The organism is Dyadobacter sp. 3J3 (assembly GCF_009801115.1).
In the GTDB taxonomy this organism is placed as follows: Bacteria; Bacteroidota; Bacteroidia; order Cytophagales; family Spirosomataceae; genus Dyadobacter.
On the sequence record NZ_VTOL01000022.1, the window covers coordinates 19,974 to 37,461 of the forward strand.

A 17,488-nucleotide genomic window follows, 5' to 3' on the forward strand; every position below is an offset into this window, starting at 1 on the left:
GTCTTGCAATTTAATGAAATTATACTAACAAAAGGAGGATATTTAGTATAACAATTAATTTTTTGGCCCAACTCTCGGTTTCCATGTAACTTCCTCAATACTGAGCTCAAAAGTCATTGCTCTGCATAGCATAAAAAGGTAGTCGGAGAGGCGGTTAAGGTATTTTACAACACTGTCTTCCACTTCTTCTTGTGTCTGTAAATGGATAACACCACGCTCAGCGCGACGGCAAACGGTACGGGCCACATGACCGAATGATACAGATTGATGACCGCCCGGAAGCACAAAAGCTCTCAACGCCGGAACGAAAGCATCAATTTTATCCATTTCGTTTTCAAGAAGTTTAATATCATCTTCTGATAAATCGGGCAGGATTTTCTTGGTTTGATCAGGTTCTGACGCTAAATGGGAACCGATCGTAAACAATCTGTCCTGGATTTCTTTTAATAAATCACGACGATTTTCATTGACAGGCTGATCACGCAGCAAACCAATGTAGCTGTTTAGTTCGTCGACCGTTCCATAAGCTTCAATGCGAATGTGGGCCTTGCTTAGTCTGGTGCCGCCGATCAGAGAAGTGGTGCCTTTGTCGCCGGTTTTGGTATATATTTTCATAATGAGGTTAATGGTTATAAATTATTTCGGTGCGCTGCACCTTTCAGTTTGTCGGATTTGCAAAATATGCTACAAATATTACACCGCTCTGCGGCTTTTGGATTGAATGTAGTATGAAATATTGATGCAGTAAGATTAATAAATTCATATACTCACACAGTGATTAGGTTTTCGAAAGTCTCCAACCTAATTTTGCACCCAAATTTATGGCGAAAATAGAAAAGATAAGGAGGATTGTTATTTCATGAAAATTGGAACATTTAGTATAAAAGTCTGGCGTTGGTTATCAATGCTGTTTGTTATTGTCTCGTTAATGTGGACCTATTCTGTTTTTCCTGAACAGGTTGCCGTGGATTTTGCAGCGTCGGGTCTAGCGGAAATCTATGTCAATAAAGAGCATTTGTTTTACATCATTATGGGATTTTTCATCCTTAATAATGTGATCATTACTGCATTTGCAAAACAAATTCCAAAAATTGAAGCTTCGCATTTTCCTATTCCGAATAGAAAAATATGGGCACAGCCTCAATATCGGGACCAATTGAACGAACATTTGATTAACTGGTTATTTTGTATCGTATCCGGAATTAATACCGTTATCGCATTTAGCCTTTTAGGATTAGCAACCATTAACAGTAATCAGTATAAAGTGAGCGTTTTTGACTTTGCCTGGGTTTCTTATTTGGGCTTTGTGCTTTTGTTGCTGATTTTCCTTTTTCCTCTACGTTTTTTCAAAACACCAACGCCGGAGGAAGAAGATACCTACTAATATCAGATGGAAAACAATTGGTTGGAAAGAGCTGAATCTCTTCGGATAGAATCATTTGATTATGATTTGCCAGATGAGCGTATTGCGCGTTATCCTTTGAATCCGCGTGATAGTTCCAAACTTCTGGTTTATAATCAGGGCGATATTCAGCATCGGAAATTTACTGATTTAGTTGAGAATCTGCCTGAAAACACGCTTCTGGTTTTTAATGATACCAAAGTAATTCCTGCACGCGCTTACTTTCAAAAGGAAACAGGCGCGACGATTGAAATCCTATTATTACATCCCGAATTACCAACGAGAATTATTAACGATGCTATGCTCGTGCGTGATTCGTGTGTCTGGGAATGCATGATCGGCAATAAAAAGCGATTTAAATTAACGGATACGCTTTCTACTAATTTACTTGTTAACGGATTATCTGTTAATCTTAAAGTCGCTTATGCTGATTACGAAAAAAATCATATTAAACTATGGTGGGATCAGGATATTGAATTTCTGGATATCGTGCAGGCATTAGGTGAAATTCCTTTGCCACCATATCTGAAACGCGATACGGAAGAAGATGATAAACAGACTTATCAAACCGTATATGCAAGGCAGAACGGAGCCGTTGCGGCACCAACCGCCGGGCTTCATTTTACAGAAAATGTTTTCAAAGCGTTAACTGAAAAGGGAATTCGTCGCTCATTTCTCACCTTGCATGTGGGCGCCGGAACGTTTCAACCTATCAAGGCAAACTCGGTTACTGAGCATAAAATGCACGCGGAACAGGTAGTATATTCCCGCCATTTGATTGATGAATTGCTTAAAAATACGGAATCGATCGTCCCGGTTGGTACTACATCACTTCGATCGCTTGAAAGTTTGTATTGGTACGGTGTGAAGCTGTTTCGCTCTGAAACGACCGTTTTTAATATTGAAAAACTATATCCCTATCCGTTTTCTCCTGACGAACTTCCCTCAGCTTACGAATCACTAAAAGCGATTGCGGATTATATGGATGCGCAGAATCTTGATGAAATTGTTGGTGAAACAGAGATATTTATTTTTCCGGGATATGTGTTTCGGTTATGTAAAGGGTTGATTACAAACTATCATCAGCCTGGCTCAACTTTAATTTTATTAGTGGCCGCTTTGGTAGGAGAGGATTGGAAGCGGATTTATAAAGAAGCGATGGATAATGGATATCGGTTTTTGAGTTATGGGGATAGTTCTTTGTTATGGCGGAGGTGAGGTTTGATTTCAAATTTTGTAATTGGCTCGATTTAATGTAATTTGTTTTATCATTTGTTGAAGCGAAGCATGGGACAAGCACAAGTTTTAGAAAAGAAATATACCGTCACGCAATTCCTGAAAATGGAAGAAAAAAGTGAAATACGTCATGAATTTTATGACGGAGAAGTCTTTGCTATGGCTGGCACCACAATGAATCATAATAGGATTGTTGGTAGGATTCGGGGATTTTTAGAAACAATTTTCTTGCCAAAAGGATGTGATGTTTTTGCTGAAAATATTAAGGTTGAAGCCATAGAAAATTTCTATTATCCTTATCCCGACGTAATTGTTACTTGTGCTCCGGAAGATATCAATGGCACTTATATTGTAAAACATCCAAGCGTTTTAGTTGAAGTTTTATCAAAATCTTCCGCTAATTACGATCGGGGTTTCAAATTGAAAAAGTATCAGGACATAGCTTCCCTTCAATACTACATGCTTGTTGCACAGTATGAATGTTATGTTGAGCTTTTCACAAGAACGGCCCAGCAAGGTGTCTGGACTTATCAATCTTTTGATAAAGCTGACGACATTATTTCTTTTAGTCTTTTAGATTTTACAATGCCGGTTTCAGCTGTTTATGAAGGAATTGTGTTTCTGGAAGAAGAGAAACCCGAGTTTGAGATTTAATCATTCGAAGAAATCTCCTTCATATCAACAGCAGGTGGTAAAAAATTCTCGCCTGTTACAACACTTTTTCCTGTTTGCCCTTCCAGTTCTTTTCTTGCATTTTTAGCCACTGCACCACCTTTTTTGCTTGCTTTTGCATTTTCATTTAAGCCTTGTGCTTCTTCACTTTCTGCAATTTGTCTTGTTGATAGTTCAGCAAGAGCGGTGAAAATAAGCTCTGCCTCACTCATATGATCGCGAAGATTCTGGGTTTTCAGACCTTTCAGATCTTTATGTTTTTTGACTGTTAATCCGGTCCATTCTTCGTGAATAATATTGGTTAACAAAGCAAATTCATCTTTTTTCTCAACACCGCTATCTTTCCAGTAATCCGTTAATTTATTCCTGGTTTCCTGGCCTGTCATTCTTTGCTGAATCCATTTTTCACTGCGCCCCAGTTTTTGCCAGTTTTCTCTGGCGCGATCAAGACTTTGTTCAGGATTCGCAATTTCCTGCATACGCTCGTAACCAACTTTTGCAAGCCATTGCTTAAAGGGTTCGGCTTTGGGGGATGGGACTGATTGAATTATACGTAGGAGCGTTTCAGTATCAGCGGTATCTGTTTCTCTTTTCTTTCCGTCATCTGCAAGCAATTTCAACCGTACGATTTTCTCGTACGCTTCACTTCCTTCCATTGACAATTTCTTTTTAAGGTCGCTCCAATACCTTTTTGGAATACTACTGTCCGTTAATATTTGAATAACATCGATAACAGAGAAATACCAAACTTCTTTCTCTGCATCCCAATGGCTGCGAACCTTCTTTTCTTCAAATAATTTAATATTACTCATATCGATAGTGCTGATGAATTTGATTTTAAAAGCCCGACTGAAAATTGCTCAGGTTTAATAAATCAAATATACAATTTAGCTTTTGCACCTCCGCGGTACAGGTTGATATAAGCAAACTTTGAATAAAATGTGAAAAATTACTTAATATTAACGACCTCGCTAATCACCGAAACTCCATTTTCGTCAAAAGATTCAATAGCAAAATAGTAGGGCACGCCAACGTTCAGAGCCCGGAGTTCAAAGGTATTAGGCTCGTCATTCCAGAACTGGTAGGTTTGATATAATTTGTCAGCAGCAATTCCCCAAAGTACATTATATCCAACTGCGCCTGGTACTTTTTCCCAGGTTAAATCTACATTTCGCTGATCTTTCTGTCGCACGGCTGTAAACTTCTTTGATGTCTCTGGAGCTTTCCCAAAGCCATTTCCAAAGATCCTGAACTCACTAACAGCTAAAATTGGCGAAGCGACATGAATATGTTCATACCGGACATAACGCGCTTTCACTGGCTTGGCCAATTCAATATAAGCGCATGGACGATCACGTTTTGGTTCTTTGGCAAGGTCACTGACAACCTCCCATTTTTTCCCATCAACAGAAACCAGTATTTTAAATTGTGTGTAAACCTGTTCCGGCTTGTTATCAAAAATATCAGATTTGTAGTCCGTATAATTTACCTGGATCGCCTTAACCTCCTGTTCTTTTTGAAGATCAATAGTTAAGGTTTCGCCTGGTTTATTTTGTTTGGCAGCCCAAAAAGTACGTGGATTTTCGTCTGTGATTTTACTGGCCGACATCGTATCCAAAGTGGATGATGCCGTAACCGGTTTTTTGTATGACAAAAGCATCCAGCCAGCAAATAATTCATCCCCTTTTCCACTCCATTTTTTGCTGGTCATTTTATGTGGGAAATCACCAAAACGTGTGTTGGCGAACATTTGTCCGTCTTTATCAAAACCAGCCGGATGCATCACAATGCGTCTCTCCATCGCCCAATTTAATCCGATCCACGAGGTGCCGGTGTTCCAGTAATTGCCATAATTATCCTGAAAAGTGTTTCCATGTCCCGCGCCGGTTGCAAATCCTCCGGGCTTGTACGAAACCGGATTATATGGAGCATAAGTAAAGGGGCCAAGCGGATCATCAGCCACATAAGTGCCGTTTGCGTAGACATTATATTCAGTTCCGGGAGCACCATATTGCAGATAATACTTTCCTTTATGTTTTGTCATCCAGGCTCCTTCGGTAAAAGGTTTGAACGGATCTGAATGGTTGGGGCCAAATCTTTCCCAGCCATGTTCATATTGATTTAGCCAAAACATAGATTTATACTGATCCTTAAAGGCCAGTTTTTTTGAATGATCCAGTTCCGCGCCAAAAATCGGATATACATTGGAAGAACCCCAATACATAAACCAACGATTTGTATCCGGATCATGAAAAAGTGCCGGATCCCACGGGCCAATATCTTTGGGCAAACGAGGCGTCCATCGATTATAAAATTCCCAGATACCTTTTTCAGGAGCTACGGAATAAAGGATTGGACGAGACTCAAAAGTGGATTGAAATAAAAATAAAGTGTCGTTCACTGAAACTGCTGCCGGAGCGCACATATCTTCAAAAGGCCAGCGATTAGCCGTAATATATTTCCAGTTCAGCATATCTTTTGAATGCCAGTAACCCCCTGAAATCGTAACAAAAAGAAAATAGTCCGATTTGTGGTTGACAATAACCGGATCTGCGCCGGAACGATAGGAGATCTTTTCATTCAATTGTTCAAAATTATATTTGTAATCAATGTCCATTGGATTGCAGTAGGTTGTTGGCTGCTGGGCGTAATCCGGAATGGAAACAATACAAAATATTGAAATGCAGAAAAGTGTAATATTTAATTTTGATAGCATGTGGATGACAAGTATTAGTTTAATGATTTCTTTTTATAATTCTAAAATAAATACTTTAATCAACAATAACGAAAGAATTGATTTCTAAATTTCACTCTGCAAACCAGATAGCTTTCCCAAATCTGCGACCTTTACCAAAATCAATCTATCTTTGCACCTTGATTTTAAAAATTGCGAAATAGTATAAAAATGGGAACCGATTTCATTGAAGAATTGCGCTGGCGCGGCATGTTGCAGGACATGATGCCAGGAACGGATGAGCAACTAAAGAAAGAAATGACCACCGGTTATATCGGTTTTGACCCTACGGCTGCTTCCCTGCATATCGGTAATCTGGCAACGGTGATGTTGCTTGTTCATTTACAAAAGGCGGGTCATAAGCCTATTGCACTGGTGGGAGGAGCAACGGGGATGATCGGAGATCCGTCGTTTAAGGCGTCAGAACGTTCGTTTTTGGATGAAGATACTTTGCGTTTCAATCAGGAAGGAATCCGTAAACAACTGGAGCAATTCCTTGATTTTGACTGCGGTGAAAACTCTGCCGAAATGGTGAATAATTACGATTGGTTCAAGGAAATTGGATTTCTTCAATTTCTTCGCGAAGCTGGTAAGTATTTGTCTGTCAACTATATGATGTCAAAAGATTCGGTAAAAAAACGCTTGGAAACCGGCATTTCTTTTACTGAATTTTCATACCAGCTTTTGCAGGGATACGATTTCTATCATTTATACAAACATAAAAATGTCCGTCTTCAGATGGGCGGTTCGGATCAGTGGGGAAATATCACGACTGGTACTGAAATCATTCGCCGTAAGGAAGGAGACGAGGAAGGTTATTTCAAAGCTTATGCTTTAACAACACCTCTTGTGACAAAATCGGATGGTTCGAAATTTGGAAAAAGTGAAGGTGGAAATATCTGGCTGGATGCTGAGAAAACTTCACCTTTTGAATTTTACCAGTTTTGGCTGAACCAAAGCGATGAAGATTCTCCAAGATATTTGCGTGTTTTTTCTCTTAAATCAAAAGAAGAAATTGAAGCTTTGGAAAGCAGTCACGCGCTTGAACCTCATTTGAGAATCATGCAAAAAGCGCTGGCAGCAGAATTGACGACGCGTATTCATTCGGAACGGGATTACCAACTGGTGTTAAAAGCTTCTGACGTTTTGTTTGGAAAAGCGACTTTGGAAATGCTTCAGACTATTGCGATTGATGAGTTTGATACGATTTTCAATGGAGTGCCGCAAACAGAAATTACACGTGAAGATTGGGATGCTTGTCCAAATTTGCTTGACCTGATTTCAACAACAACTAATTCAGAAATATATCCGTCCAAAGGAGAGGCGCGCCGTGCGTTACAACAAAATGCGGTAAGTATCAACAAAGTAAAGGTATCATCGCCAGAACAACCTTTGGCTGATTTTCAATTACTTCAAAATCGGTTTATTCTTGTGTCAAAGGGGAAGAAAAACCATTTGGTTAAAGTGATATAATCAATAAGGTTTTATAGAAATAAAGGCGAAATTATTATAGTCATTTCGCCTTTATTTTTATAAAAGAACCCGATTTATTTTTTGCCTGTAAAAGAGTTTAAGATTGGTGCCGCAGTTGGATTATATTGATAAGTCTGCCAGGTTTCATCCTGGAAAATCTCTACGACTCTGTATCCTTTATACGTCGTTCCCCAATTTCCCCCGAAGTGTCCATCAAAGAAATAAGGCTTTCCACCTAAATTTTTCTGGCTGTCCTGATCGTGATCATGGCCGTGAAAAATAGCCTTTACATTCGGTGTTTTTTCAAATAAAGTTGTTACTTCTTTACAGTCAACACCACCAGAAGTCCATTTTTCGGGAGTTATATGGAGGAATATATAAATTCCTTTGGCAGCGGAATATTTGTTGATTTCAGATTTTAGCCATTGAATATCAGGACAAACATATTCTCCTTTTTCGTTAGAAGTATCACCCAGAATAAAAGCATATTCTCCTTTTGCAAAACTGTGATTGGTAGAATATCCCCAGGTGCTTTGCCAAACATCAACACCAACTTTATCATGATTTCCGCGTGTTACATAGTAAGGCACACGCAGGTTTTCAAAAGTAGATTTAACGTCATATAAAAGCGTCGGGTCGTCGTGAATCAGATCTCCATTGATAATTGTAAAATCTACACCTTTTTGCACTTTTTCCTGATTGATCCATCCGATAAGATCGCTGTGATTGGCTTTGAAATCCGTACCAGGCTGACCATAATGCCCGTCGGAAGCGACAATAAATCGTAAGGCCAATTTGGCTGCACCTGGCTCATTTTCAGTTAAATTCAAAAACGGAAGCCCGGAAATTGCTGGGAAGAACTTTAAAAAGGTACGTCTTTCAAAAATCATATTAGTTAATCGGTTACGGCGCGGGGCAGATATCTTTCCAGATGTTTTATCAAAAATAGTTATTCATTGTTGATATTTTATCTTTATTCTTGCGTCTCATTAGGAAATAAACTTTATCACTATAATTTCAGCATGGATCGTCTCATTCTTCAAAAAGCAGCCTCCTATTGCGCCTATCAGGAAAGGACTCAGGATGAGGTAAGGAAGCGGTTGCAAAAATGGGAAGTCTGGGGAGAAGAGGCCGATGAGATCATTGCTGAGTTAATCACATTGAATTATCTGAGTGAAGAACGTTTTGCCAAAACCTATGCAGGTGGAAAATTCAGGATGAAAAACTGGGGGAAAATGAAAATTAAGCAGGAACTTCATCGCCGGGGACTTACCGAATACAGCATTCAACAGGGAATGAATGAAATACCTGAACAGGCATATCAAACAGGTTTGAAAGAATTGTTAACCAAAAAAAGAGAACTTTTGGTAAGGACAGAAACGGACAAATTTAAACTCAGACAAAAACTGGCCCGTTTTGCTTTGGGCAAAGGCTATGAAAGTGAACTGGTTTGGAAAACAATTGAAGACCTTTAATATAAGACAGCACTGCCAGAAAAATTCATAGTGAAAGTTGGTCACTGATTTTATGATATTTTAACAATATAATGTAGAAAATTGCATCAAAAACAGTAAATTTTACTATATTCAATTCATTAACGACTCAATAGTTCAAGAAAAAAATAAAGATGCCCTTATTGTCAGGGGCAAATGATAATTGAAGAAATGTTGAAAAAAAAGCTTAAAATTCTTGTCAGCCGAACGGATGCAATCGGGGATGTGATTCTGACAATTCCTGTCTGTGATATTTTAAAAGAGCATAAAGATATTTCTGAAGTACATTTTTTGGGTAAATCCTATACCGAAGATGTTATTCATACCTGTGCTGTAATTGATAAGTTTATCAATATTGATCTAATAAACAAGCTGGATTATAATGATCAGGTAGCATTTTTGAAAAAGGAAAAATATGACGCAATTATCCATGTTTTACCAAACAAAAAAATTGCAAAACTGGCACAGGATGCAAAAATTCCAATTAGAATTGGTACCACAAACCGATGGTTTCATTGGGTTACCTGTAATAAACTGGTCAAACTGAGCCGCAAAGGATCTGATCTGCACGAGGCTCAGTTGAATATTAAGTTGCTGAAAGGACTGGACATTGACGAACCTGTAACGTTGAATGATGTCTTTCGTCATTTCAGGATGACTAATATTTCACCTTTGCCAAAGCGATTGCTCGCCTATTTGCAAAAAGACAGACTAAATATAATTTTACATCCCAAATCCAACAAAAGTGCCAGAGAATGGGGCCTCGAAAATTTCGCTGATTTGATTCACCTTTTACCAAAAGATAAATATAAAATTTTCATTTCCGGAACAAAGGCGGATGGCATTTCCATGCGTGGTTGGCTTGCTCAGCTACCTGAGCATGTAGTGGACATGACTGGCATGATGAATCTGAGGGAATTTATTTCTTTTATATATTATTCCAATGGTTTGATCGCAGCCAGTACCGGGCCTTTACATATCTCAGCCGCGTTGGGTAATAATGCCCTTGGGTTATATCCGCCTATGCGCCCTCTTTTCCCAAAAAGATGGGCACCCATTGGCCCGAAAGCAACTTTTTTAGTGAGTCATTCAGCTTGTAACAAGTGTGAGAATGATGTTTCAAAATGTGAATGTATGACACAAATCACTCCGGTAGAAGTTGCGTCGGAGATAGGGAAGTGGAAAAAGACATAGCAGCTACGATCAGGAAATTTCGGTGAAAGGGAAACCTTATAATTATCTGAAAAGTATTTCAGGATAATTATAAGGTGGTATCCATATCAGAAATCGGAATCAAAAGAAATTTTATGTGCAGAATCTTTGTCCTGCAAACCGCTCATGACACCCGCTTTTTGATAATCGCCTACACGTTTTTCAAAGAAATTGGTTTTTCCTGGCAAAGAGATCAATTCCATGAAATCAAAAGGATTGGTAGATCCGAATTGTTTTGGACAACCTAATCTTTCAAGCCAGAAATCAGCGATATATTCAATGTACTGGTTCATCAATTCGGCATTCATGCCAATCAATGAAACCGGTAGGGCGGAAGTGACAAATTCCTGTTCGATTTTAACGGCGTCCATCATAATTTCAATTACTCTTTCCTGAGGTAATTGGTTCACAATGTGCTGCGTATATAACAGACAGGCGAATTCACAATGGAGTCCTTCGTCTCTTGAAATCAATTCATTGGAAAACGACAAGCCTGGCATTAATCCACGCTTTTTTAACCAGAAAATAGAGCAGAAAGATCCTGAAAAGAAGATGCCTTCCACGGCAGCAAAGGCAATAATTCTTTCTGCAAATACAGGGCTGTTAATCCATTTTAAAGCCCATTCTGCTTTTTTCTGAACGCAAGGAACTGTATCGATTGCTCTTAACAAGTGATCTTTTTCTGCCGGATCTTTGATATAAGTATCAATAAGCAGTGAGTAAGTCTCAGAATGGATATTTTCCATAGCTATCTGAAAACCATAGAAACATTTTGCTTCTGCATATTGTACTTCGCTAAGAAAGTTGACAGCCAGATTCTCATTAACAATACCATCCGAAGCTGCAAAAAATGCAAGTATGTGCGATATGAAATGGCGCTCGCCGTCGTTCAGGTTTTCCCAGTCTTTTTGATCCTGCGACAAGTCAATTTCTTCCGCAGTCCAGAACGACGCTTCGTGGCGTTTGTACATTTCCCAGATATCCATGTGTTTGATAGGAAATAACACAAAGCGCAACGGATCTTCTGTCAACAGGGGTTCCTGTTTTGTAACTTCTTGTGACATAGTTAGTTCAAATTATTTATACAGAGAGATAAGCAATTGTAGCACGGCGGACATCATAATAAATTGGTTGCCGCAAAAAACAAATCTACATGCTTTGTGCCGGAATTTCAAGCAGAATTTTATCAAATATATCTTGACATTTAAACTGTTTGGCAAATCCTTATTTATAAAAGCAAATTATCACTGTTGAAGCAAATTATTATTTTGTAGGACCAATTTCTGGAAGTGACGAGAAATGGTTTTTCAATCCAGGTAAAGTATTTTATAAAAACGAAGCCCTTCCAGGGATCGGGAAAGGCTTTATCTTTTTTATTGGAAATAAGCTGTTGATTGTTACAACTTAATAACGTGCTGATATTTTAGCATTATCTTAATGTTTTCAATCACCTCAATAATACCAATATTCGAGTGATTTCTCTTCATTTGTCTAGTAAACGCACTTTTCTTGATGATGAGTCCCTGACGGTTTCTCCGGAAATCCATGTAAGCTTCTGCCTTGTAAAACTGACCGGATAAAATTCCTAGCAGGACATCACATAGTAAAATCTGCATATGCCAAAGCGTAAGATCAATCCCTTGTAAGTGCAGATAATGCACGTAATAACGATTTCTGAAATGGATTCTCTTAATAGCCTTTTTAGGATTATGGTTTTTAGTGCTTGCCATTACTTCATGACGGCAAACAGCATTATGTTCGTAGTAGCATTTCCAGCCCATTCTCCATGCGCGAATCGAGAGCTCCTGATCTTCTCCATAATAAGGATTGAACATTTCATTGAAGCCGTTGATGGTTTTCAGTTTTTTGGTATCCATTAGTGCATTAGCGCCCGAAAGATAAAAAGTCGGCGTTAAGGCATTAATATTTTGAAGATGAAACAGATCAGACGATTTAATTTTACGTCCCATGATTTTCGGTTCCCTTGCCGCTTCACGGATCAAATCATCATCCATTCCAATGATACGTCCCATTACTCCAAACGTATCACCTTTCTCAAAATATTTATAAAGCTTTTCTATATAACCTTCTTCCAGTGTAACATCGGTATTGAGCAGGAAAATTAAATCATTGTTAGCCTGCTTAATACCCAGATTACAGGTCTCTGAAAACCCGGAATTGGTTTCTTTTTTCAAGAGTGTGATGGTATCTCCATAATTCTGTTGCAAATATTCCACAGATTCATCTGTTGAAGCATCGTCAATTACAATGATCTCTACATCCGTTTTGATGGACATTAGTACATGGAAATTATGCCCAAAATACTTTTCAAATAAATGTTTCCCATTATAATTAGGAATTATTACTGAGATACTTTTCATTCAGTCGGTTATTTAGTTAAATGAATTGAATAACCTAATACCTTTTAAAATACATTATTTTAGATCGGTATAGCGGTTTTACTAAATCAGCCTATGGCAGATGATTCTCACAAGTTGGAACTGAAACGCCATTTTCCATGATTCATTGTTCGTTTCCAAACTCGCTCCAAATTAATTCAGAGCATTGTTCGATACTGCCACTGCCCATCACATATAAACCTTGATTCACGTCAGGTATATAAATTTGTCTCCGTTAATAGACTATACCTGATATTGACGTAATCTGTTGCAAGTTTTATGCCATTACAATTATGACACTGATTCAGGAAAAAGGGTTGGAAGAAGGACAAGTGTACAATTGACATTTAGGATAATATTACATTGATATTCTAAATATTAATTGTACTTTTTTAATTGGCTGAGTAGTAGAAATAATTGATTTACTGAATATTACAGGTTAAAGAAATAAAAAAATTTTTTTTTATGAAATTTCAGTCTGGGTTAGTAAAGATATCTCTACCCGCCATATTACTATTGCAGGTATATGAAAAGAGCATTATTATTAATTGTATTATATCCTGTTGCTTGTTTAAGGAATCGCAATCTGTTTTAGTTCCCATGCCACCACATTCCATTCATCAACATGATCCTTGTGCAGATGAATTGTTTCAAAACCTACCTTTTCATGCGCACGTTGGGATCTTTTGTTGGATGTTGAAATTTCTGTGATGCACAGGTCAAATTCTTTTTCATAAAAATTTTTATGTGTGTGATATAATTTTTCAAAAATTCCTTGTCCCCGGAATTCTGCCGCTACACATATTTGCCCCATCATGTAGTATTTGTAATCTCTAATTAATTTACCGTTCCATTCAATATCATCCACAAGGTCAAACATCGGCTGAAGATCCGGGATCAGTTTTCCCATAGATGGCAGCATGGCAAGGGCAAAAGCAATTACTTTTCCATTTGCTTTTGCTATGATCTGAGGTGTAAGACTTCGCATGATTTCCAGTTGTTCCGTACTGTGACAGACAGTCAGGAAACCTTGTTCGTTTTTAACTTCTTCTGAGACGTTGGTTTTTAAATTAAGTTGCTGAAGAGACAGAATTTCTTCAACATCTTTTTGTGTTTCTGCAAATGTTAATTCAATTGAGGCAGGAGTGTAATTGGACATGGAAATATTGGGAATAGAATATTATAAAATTAAATCCATCTTTTTCTTCTGAAAAACCAGAGTACGACCAATGAAGAAAGTACCATCAGGAGTAAAGAAACCCAGAAACCCCAGGGTTCATCCGTGGATGGAATTTGGCTATAATTCATGCCAAAAATTCCCGCAATGAGGGTAGGAGGCATGAAAATAATTGTCACAACGGTGAAAATCTTGATTACCTGACTTTGTTCAAGATTGATCAAACCCATAAAAGTATTTTGCAGATATTCCAGCCGCTCAAAGTTGAAAGTGGTATATTCAAGAAGTGAGCTGATATCTTTCAATATAATCCGCAAATGTTCCTTCCTGTCTTCCGGAAAATACTGGCTGCGCAAAATTCCGGAAAGTACCCGCTGTTTGTCAATACTGGTCTCCCGAAGCATCATGGTGGTTTCCTGCAAAGCACTGATCCGGATCAGAACTTCCTGTCTCGCTTTTTGCTCGTGAGCCAAATCCTTACTGATCTGTGAAATATCCCGTGATATTCCTTCAAGTGAATCCGCATCAGCCTCGATCCTGGTTTCCAGCAACATCAGCATAAAATCAACGCCGGTCTGAAATGTATCCGGACTTACTTTCATTTTTTTGACCGTATCCGCAAAAGTTTTAGAATCACCCCGCCGATATGTGAAAAGTATATTTTTATGAAGAATAAATGAAACAGGATACGTTTTATAACCATCTCTGTCGATGCTTAAAAAGTTGGAGTTGGCATTGATGGTTTCATTTTGTTCAAAAAACCGCGAACTGCTTTCAATTTCTACAATTTCCTGAGGCGTTTGAAAACTGATATCACATTTGTTTTCAACCCATTCCTCTTCTTCGGCTGACGGGGATTGCAGGTCAACCCAGACAAGGTTTTGTACCTTTCCAAGCTCACGAATATCATTTTCGCGTTTGATTAACCTTCCCTCTTTATAAAATATTCTGACCATTTTTCGGTTGAAAGTTGAGAATTGAAATTTGAAAGTGGGTGCACGGGTAAATGTGATTCTGATCAAGCCACGCTACTCAGAAATTTGGGTTATCGGACCCAAAATTAAAGGAATTTTCAATTCTCCACCTTTAACTATCAACTTTCCACGCTCCAATTTCAACTATTCACCAAGATAGTTGTAAATTTACGGGATGCAAAATACGGCTTCTCCCGGAATATTTACATTGCAATTTTGGTTGCTTGGTACGAGTTCCTTTCTTTTCTCTTCAAGTTTCAATATGCTTATCCCCGAGCTTCCAAGCTATTTGTCAGCCATGGGAGGTGCAGAATATAAGGGTTTTATCATCGGTTTATTTACCTTAACTGCCGGAATATCAAGGCCTTTTAGCGGTCGGCTTACAGATCGGGTTGGTCGCGTCCCCGTTATGGCATTTGGATCGTTGGTATGTTTTATTTGCGGGTTTTTATATCCTGTTTTTACAACGGTCATGCCTTTTTTATTATTAAGATTGGTTCACGGTTTCTCAACAGGTTTTAAGCCGACAGGGACGGCAGCTTACATTGCGGACATTATTCCTGCAAATCGCAGAGGAGAAGCAATGGGAATTCACGGCATGTGTATGGGTGTAGGCTCGGCCTTTGGGCCGGCTGTTGGAAGTATGATAAGTCAGTCTTTTTCAATCAATGCACTTTTTTATACTTCTTCTCTTTTCGCATTAATGTCTATTGTTATACTTTTCAACATGAAAGAAACATTGGTTGAAAAAGAGCGGCTTTCCGTAAAAGCGTTTAAGATCACCTGGCGGGATATTTTTGAGCCAGATGTTTTTAGTCCTGCCTTTGTAACATTTCTGGCTTACTTTGGTTTTGGCGCAGTAGCCACCCTAAGCCCGGATTTTAGTGAATATTTAGGGCTTAACAACCGGGGCATCTATTTCATGGTATTCACTTTATTTTCCATATTGATCCGTTTTGTTGCCGGAAAACTTTCTGACCGAAAGGGCCGGATACCGGTAACTATTGCCGGATGCACCATTTTGATCGTATCGATGATCATTACCGGTTATGCGGATTCTGTATTCCTTTTTGTCACAGGCGCAGCATTTTTCGGGATTTCGATGGGAATATTATCTCCGGTACTTTCCGCCTGGACGGTGGATTTAAGCAACGACCATAACCGGGGACGTGCAATTGCCTCCATGTACATTTCTCTTGAAGCGGGGATTGGGCTGGGCGCTTTTCTTTCAGCCGCTCTTTTTGCGAATAAAGTGGAAAATCTGCCACTGGTTTTTATGATTATGGCAGCTTTTGCTGCGGCAGCTTTGATTTATACTATTTTGCTATACCGATATAAAAGAAAGGTGAGCCGTGTTATTTGAAGATACTTACAAGACAATCGCTGAACCTGCCGAAGGTTTTTACAAGGATAAGGGAAGCAAATTTATTTCTTTCATTTTTCCGGTTTCAACAGAAAATGAAGCTAAAACTCATCTGTTAAAATTAAGAGAATTACATTCCAAAGCCAACCATCATGTGTATGCTTACCGTTTTGGTCTGGACAGAATGCACTATCGTTTGAGTGATGATGGCGAACCGTCCGGCTCTTCCGGAAGACCGATTTTGAATACACTATATTCGAAAGAAATAACAAATATTCTGGTTGTGGTTGTCCGTTATTTTGGCGGAACCTTATTAGGAATTCCCGGACTTATTAACGCATACCGGTCAGCAACCGAAGATGCGTTGGAAAATGCGGAGATTGTTGTGAAACATTTGGTTGTGATTTACGAACTCAAATTTTCCTATGTCCAGATGAATGATGTTATGCGGATTATTAAGGAAATGGAATTGCCGGTTTTTGAACAAAACTTCGAAATGGAATGTCAGATGGTCGTTGAAGTCAGGACTACGCTCCTGGAACGATTTATTACACGTTGCGAAAAGGTAGAAGGATTGGTGATAAAGTTGATGGAATAATCGGAAAGCTTTCTGTTGCTATTTCAATCCCTAAAATTATTTATTACTTCGTAACTTCGTTGGAATCGACGAGTGTCGAAAATATCAAGCTTATGTCATCACACCATATTATCAGGGAAAAACAGGAACCCGCTTTAATTATTGCGAACGGAGAAGCTTGCAGCGAGGAGCTATTGGGGCAATTGTTGGAATGGAGTCCGTTGGTTCTTGTCCTTGATCACGCCATTTATCGGGTTCTTGAATTGGGTATTAAGGTGGATGTATGGCTGGGGGATTTTGATCATAACCATGATTTTGAAGAAATAAGAGCACGTCAGTATCCTTTGAAAATCGTTCATACGCCGGATCAGGAAAAAACAGATCTTGAAAAAGCGATTGATTATTTAATAGAGGAAGGATTTCCTGCCGCTAATATTATTTGGGCAACGGGGCGTCGCGCAGATCATGCCATAACAAATATTACAAATCTGGTTCGGTATAAAGAAACAATCCGGTTGGTTTTGTTTGATGATTACTCAAAAATTTTCCCTTTATCCGGAGTTTTTGAAAAATGGTATGTTGCCAAAACCCCGATTTCTCTTATTCCGGTTGGTGTGGTTGAAGGAATTAAAACCACAGGATTGAAATATAATCTGAATGATGAAGTCCTGACATTGGGTCATCGTACCGGAAATAGCAATGAGGCGGAAAACGACGGAATGGTTCGGATTTCCGCCTCAAAAGGTGACTTGTTAATTATGGAATGTTGGGATTAA

Annotated in this window: 17 protein-coding genes; 9 read left to right on the top strand and 8 right to left on the bottom strand. The window is 38.7% G+C overall.

Going from position 1 to position 17,488, the window contains the following annotated elements; translation table 11 throughout:
- Positions 1 to 54 precede the first annotated feature (54 nt).
- Positions 55 to 615 carry a cob(I)yrinic acid a,c-diamide adenosyltransferase gene (locus FZF08_RS28975; RefSeq protein WP_159477460.1) on the bottom strand — a complete coding sequence of 187 codons (561 nt, stop codon included), beginning with the start codon at positions 613 to 615 and terminating at the stop codon, positions 55 to 57.
- Positions 616 to 859: 244 nt separating this feature from the next.
- Here FZF08_RS28975 and FZF08_RS28980 point away from each other — a divergent pair, with 244 nt between their 5' ends.
- The 3 genes from FZF08_RS28980 to FZF08_RS28990 all read left to right on the top strand — a co-directional run bounded on the left by FZF08_RS28980 (position 860) and on the right by FZF08_RS28990 (position 3,292).
- Complete coding sequence (locus FZF08_RS28980; RefSeq protein WP_159477463.1) at positions 860 to 1,384, top strand: hypothetical protein; 525 nt, start codon at positions 860 to 862, stop codon at positions 1,382 to 1,384.
- Between the two features lie 6 nt (positions 1,385 to 1,390).
- Complete coding sequence (locus FZF08_RS28985; RefSeq protein WP_159477466.1) at positions 1,391 to 2,620, top strand: S-adenosylmethionine:tRNA ribosyltransferase-isomerase; 1,230 nt, start codon at positions 1,391 to 1,393, stop codon at positions 2,618 to 2,620.
- 69 nt (positions 2,621 to 2,689) lie between these two features.
- On the top strand, positions 2,690 to 3,292 hold the full coding sequence (locus tag FZF08_RS28990) for a Uma2 family endonuclease (RefSeq protein ID WP_159477469.1): 603 nt from the start codon (positions 2,690 to 2,692) through the stop codon (positions 3,290 to 3,292).
- Here FZF08_RS28990 and FZF08_RS28995 read toward each other — a convergent pair.
- Positions 3,289 to 4,122 (bottom strand): BRO family protein, encoded by an 834-nt coding sequence (locus FZF08_RS28995; RefSeq protein WP_159477472.1) that lies wholly within the window; start codon positions 4,120 to 4,122, stop codon positions 3,289 to 3,291. The two genes, FZF08_RS28990 and FZF08_RS28995, sit on opposite strands and share 4 nt — an antisense overlap.
- 137 nt (positions 4,123 to 4,259) lie before the next feature.
- A complete protein-coding gene (locus FZF08_RS29000; protein WP_159477475.1) occupies positions 4,260 to 6,026 on the bottom strand; it encodes a discoidin domain-containing protein in 1,767 nt (588 codons plus the stop codon).
- A gap of 189 nt (positions 6,027 to 6,215) precedes the next feature.
- Between FZF08_RS29000 and tyrS the strand changes: the two genes are divergently transcribed.
- Positions 6,216 to 7,517 carry a tyrosine--tRNA ligase gene (gene tyrS, locus FZF08_RS29005; RefSeq protein WP_159477478.1) on the top strand — a complete coding sequence of 434 codons (1,302 nt, stop codon included), beginning with the start codon at positions 6,216 to 6,218 and terminating at the stop codon, positions 7,515 to 7,517.
- Positions 7,518 to 7,591: 74 nt separating this feature from the next.
- Here tyrS and FZF08_RS29010 read toward each other — a convergent pair whose 3' ends face one another.
- Positions 7,592 to 8,407 carry a metallophosphoesterase gene (locus FZF08_RS29010; protein WP_159477480.1) on the bottom strand — a complete coding sequence of 272 codons (816 nt, stop codon included), beginning with the start codon at positions 8,405 to 8,407 and terminating at the stop codon, positions 7,592 to 7,594.
- Positions 8,408 to 8,539: 132 nt separating this feature from the next.
- On the opposite strand from FZF08_RS29010, the gene FZF08_RS29015 reads away from it, so the two are divergent.
- Entirely contained in the window at positions 8,540 to 8,992 is a 453-nt protein-coding gene (locus tag FZF08_RS29015) for a regulatory protein RecX (RefSeq protein ID WP_159477483.1), read from the top strand.
- A 174-nt stretch (positions 8,993 to 9,166) separates the two neighbouring features.
- Positions 9,167 to 10,204 (top strand): glycosyltransferase family 9 protein, encoded by a 1,038-nt coding sequence (locus tag FZF08_RS29020; protein WP_159477486.1) that lies wholly within the window; start codon positions 9,167 to 9,169, stop codon positions 10,202 to 10,204.
- A gap of 86 nt (positions 10,205 to 10,290) precedes the next feature.
- Here the strand turns inward: FZF08_RS29020 and FZF08_RS29025 are convergent, their stop codons facing one another.
- The 4 genes from FZF08_RS29025 to corA form a co-directional block, all read right to left on the bottom strand.
- Entirely contained in the window at positions 10,291 to 11,286 is a 996-nt protein-coding gene (locus FZF08_RS29025) for a ribonucleoside-diphosphate reductase small subunit (protein WP_159477489.1), read from the bottom strand.
- Between the two features lie 333 nt (positions 11,287 to 11,619).
- Positions 11,620 to 12,603, bottom strand: a complete 984-nt coding sequence (locus tag FZF08_RS29030) for a glycosyltransferase family 2 protein (protein WP_159477492.1) — start codon at positions 12,601 to 12,603, stop codon at positions 11,620 to 11,622.
- Between the two features lie 589 nt (positions 12,604 to 13,192).
- On the bottom strand, positions 13,193 to 13,780 hold the full coding sequence (locus FZF08_RS29035) for an N-acetyltransferase (protein ID WP_159477495.1): 588 nt from the start codon (positions 13,778 to 13,780) through the stop codon (positions 13,193 to 13,195).
- A 29-nt stretch (positions 13,781 to 13,809) separates the two neighbouring features.
- Positions 13,810 to 14,754, bottom strand: a complete 945-nt coding sequence (gene corA / locus FZF08_RS29040) for a magnesium/cobalt transporter CorA (RefSeq protein ID WP_159477498.1) — start codon at positions 14,752 to 14,754, stop codon at positions 13,810 to 13,812.
- Positions 14,755 to 14,947: 193 nt separating this feature from the next.
- Between corA and FZF08_RS29045 the strand changes: the two genes are divergently transcribed.
- The 3 genes from FZF08_RS29045 (at position 14,948) to FZF08_RS29055 (ending at position 17,488) form a co-directional block, all read left to right on the top strand.
- Entirely contained in the window at positions 14,948 to 16,135 is a 1,188-nt protein-coding gene (locus FZF08_RS29045; protein WP_159477501.1) for an MFS transporter, read from the top strand.
- On the top strand, positions 16,125 to 16,733 hold the full coding sequence (locus FZF08_RS29050; protein ID WP_159477504.1) for a YigZ family protein: 609 nt from the start codon (positions 16,125 to 16,127) through the stop codon (positions 16,731 to 16,733). The genes FZF08_RS29045 and FZF08_RS29050 overlap by 11 nt, the downstream gene beginning before the upstream one ends.
- A 92-nt stretch (positions 16,734 to 16,825) precedes the next feature.
- Positions 16,826 to 17,488 (top strand): thiamine diphosphokinase, encoded by a 663-nt coding sequence (locus FZF08_RS29055; RefSeq protein ID WP_159477507.1) that lies wholly within the window; start codon positions 16,826 to 16,828, stop codon positions 17,486 to 17,488.

Excerpts from the sequence above, each read along its gene's own strand:
- FZF08_RS29010 (WP_159477480.1), bottom strand. The coding sequence starts at position 8,407 with ATGATTTTTGAAAGACGTACCTTTTTAAAGTTCTTCCCAGCAATTTCC.
- FZF08_RS29035 (WP_159477495.1), bottom strand. The coding sequence starts at position 13,780 with ATGTCCAATTACACTCCTGCCTCAATTGAATTAACATTTGCAGAAACA.
- FZF08_RS29025 (WP_159477489.1), bottom strand. The coding sequence starts at position 11,286 with ATGTCACAAGAAGTTACAAAACAGGAACCCCTGTTGACAGAAGATCCG.
- FZF08_RS29000 (WP_159477475.1), bottom strand. The coding sequence starts at position 6,026 with ATGCTATCAAAATTAAATATTACACTTTTCTGCATTTCAATATTTTGT.
- FZF08_RS28975 (WP_159477460.1), bottom strand. The coding sequence starts at position 615 with ATGAAAATATATACCAAAACCGGCGACAAAGGCACCACTTCTCTGATC.
- FZF08_RS29055 (WP_159477507.1), top strand. The coding sequence starts at position 16,826 with ATGTCATCACACCATATTATCAGGGAAAAACAGGAACCCGCTTTAATT.
- corA (WP_159477498.1), bottom strand. The coding sequence starts at position 14,754 with ATGGTCAGAATATTTTATAAAGAGGGAAGGTTAATCAAACGCGAAAAT.
- FZF08_RS29045 (WP_159477501.1), top strand. The coding sequence starts at position 14,948 with ATGCAAAATACGGCTTCTCCCGGAATATTTACATTGCAATTTTGGTTG.
- tyrS (WP_159477478.1), top strand. The coding sequence starts at position 6,216 with ATGGGAACCGATTTCATTGAAGAATTGCGCTGGCGCGGCATGTTGCAG.
- FZF08_RS29015 (WP_159477483.1), top strand. The coding sequence starts at position 8,540 with ATGGATCGTCTCATTCTTCAAAAAGCAGCCTCCTATTGCGCCTATCAG.
- FZF08_RS28995 (WP_159477472.1), bottom strand. The coding sequence starts at position 4,122 with ATGAGTAATATTAAATTATTTGAAGAAAAGAAGGTTCGCAGCCATTGG.
- FZF08_RS28980 (WP_159477463.1), top strand. The coding sequence starts at position 860 with ATGAAAATTGGAACATTTAGTATAAAAGTCTGGCGTTGGTTATCAATG.
- FZF08_RS28990 (WP_159477469.1), top strand. The coding sequence starts at position 2,690 with ATGGGACAAGCACAAGTTTTAGAAAAGAAATATACCGTCACGCAATTC.
- FZF08_RS29020 (WP_159477486.1), top strand. The coding sequence starts at position 9,167 with ATGATAATTGAAGAAATGTTGAAAAAAAAGCTTAAAATTCTTGTCAGC.
- FZF08_RS28985 (WP_159477466.1), top strand. The coding sequence starts at position 1,391 with ATGGAAAACAATTGGTTGGAAAGAGCTGAATCTCTTCGGATAGAATCA.
- FZF08_RS29030 (WP_159477492.1), bottom strand. The coding sequence starts at position 12,603 with ATGAAAAGTATCTCAGTAATAATTCCTAATTATAATGGGAAACATTTA.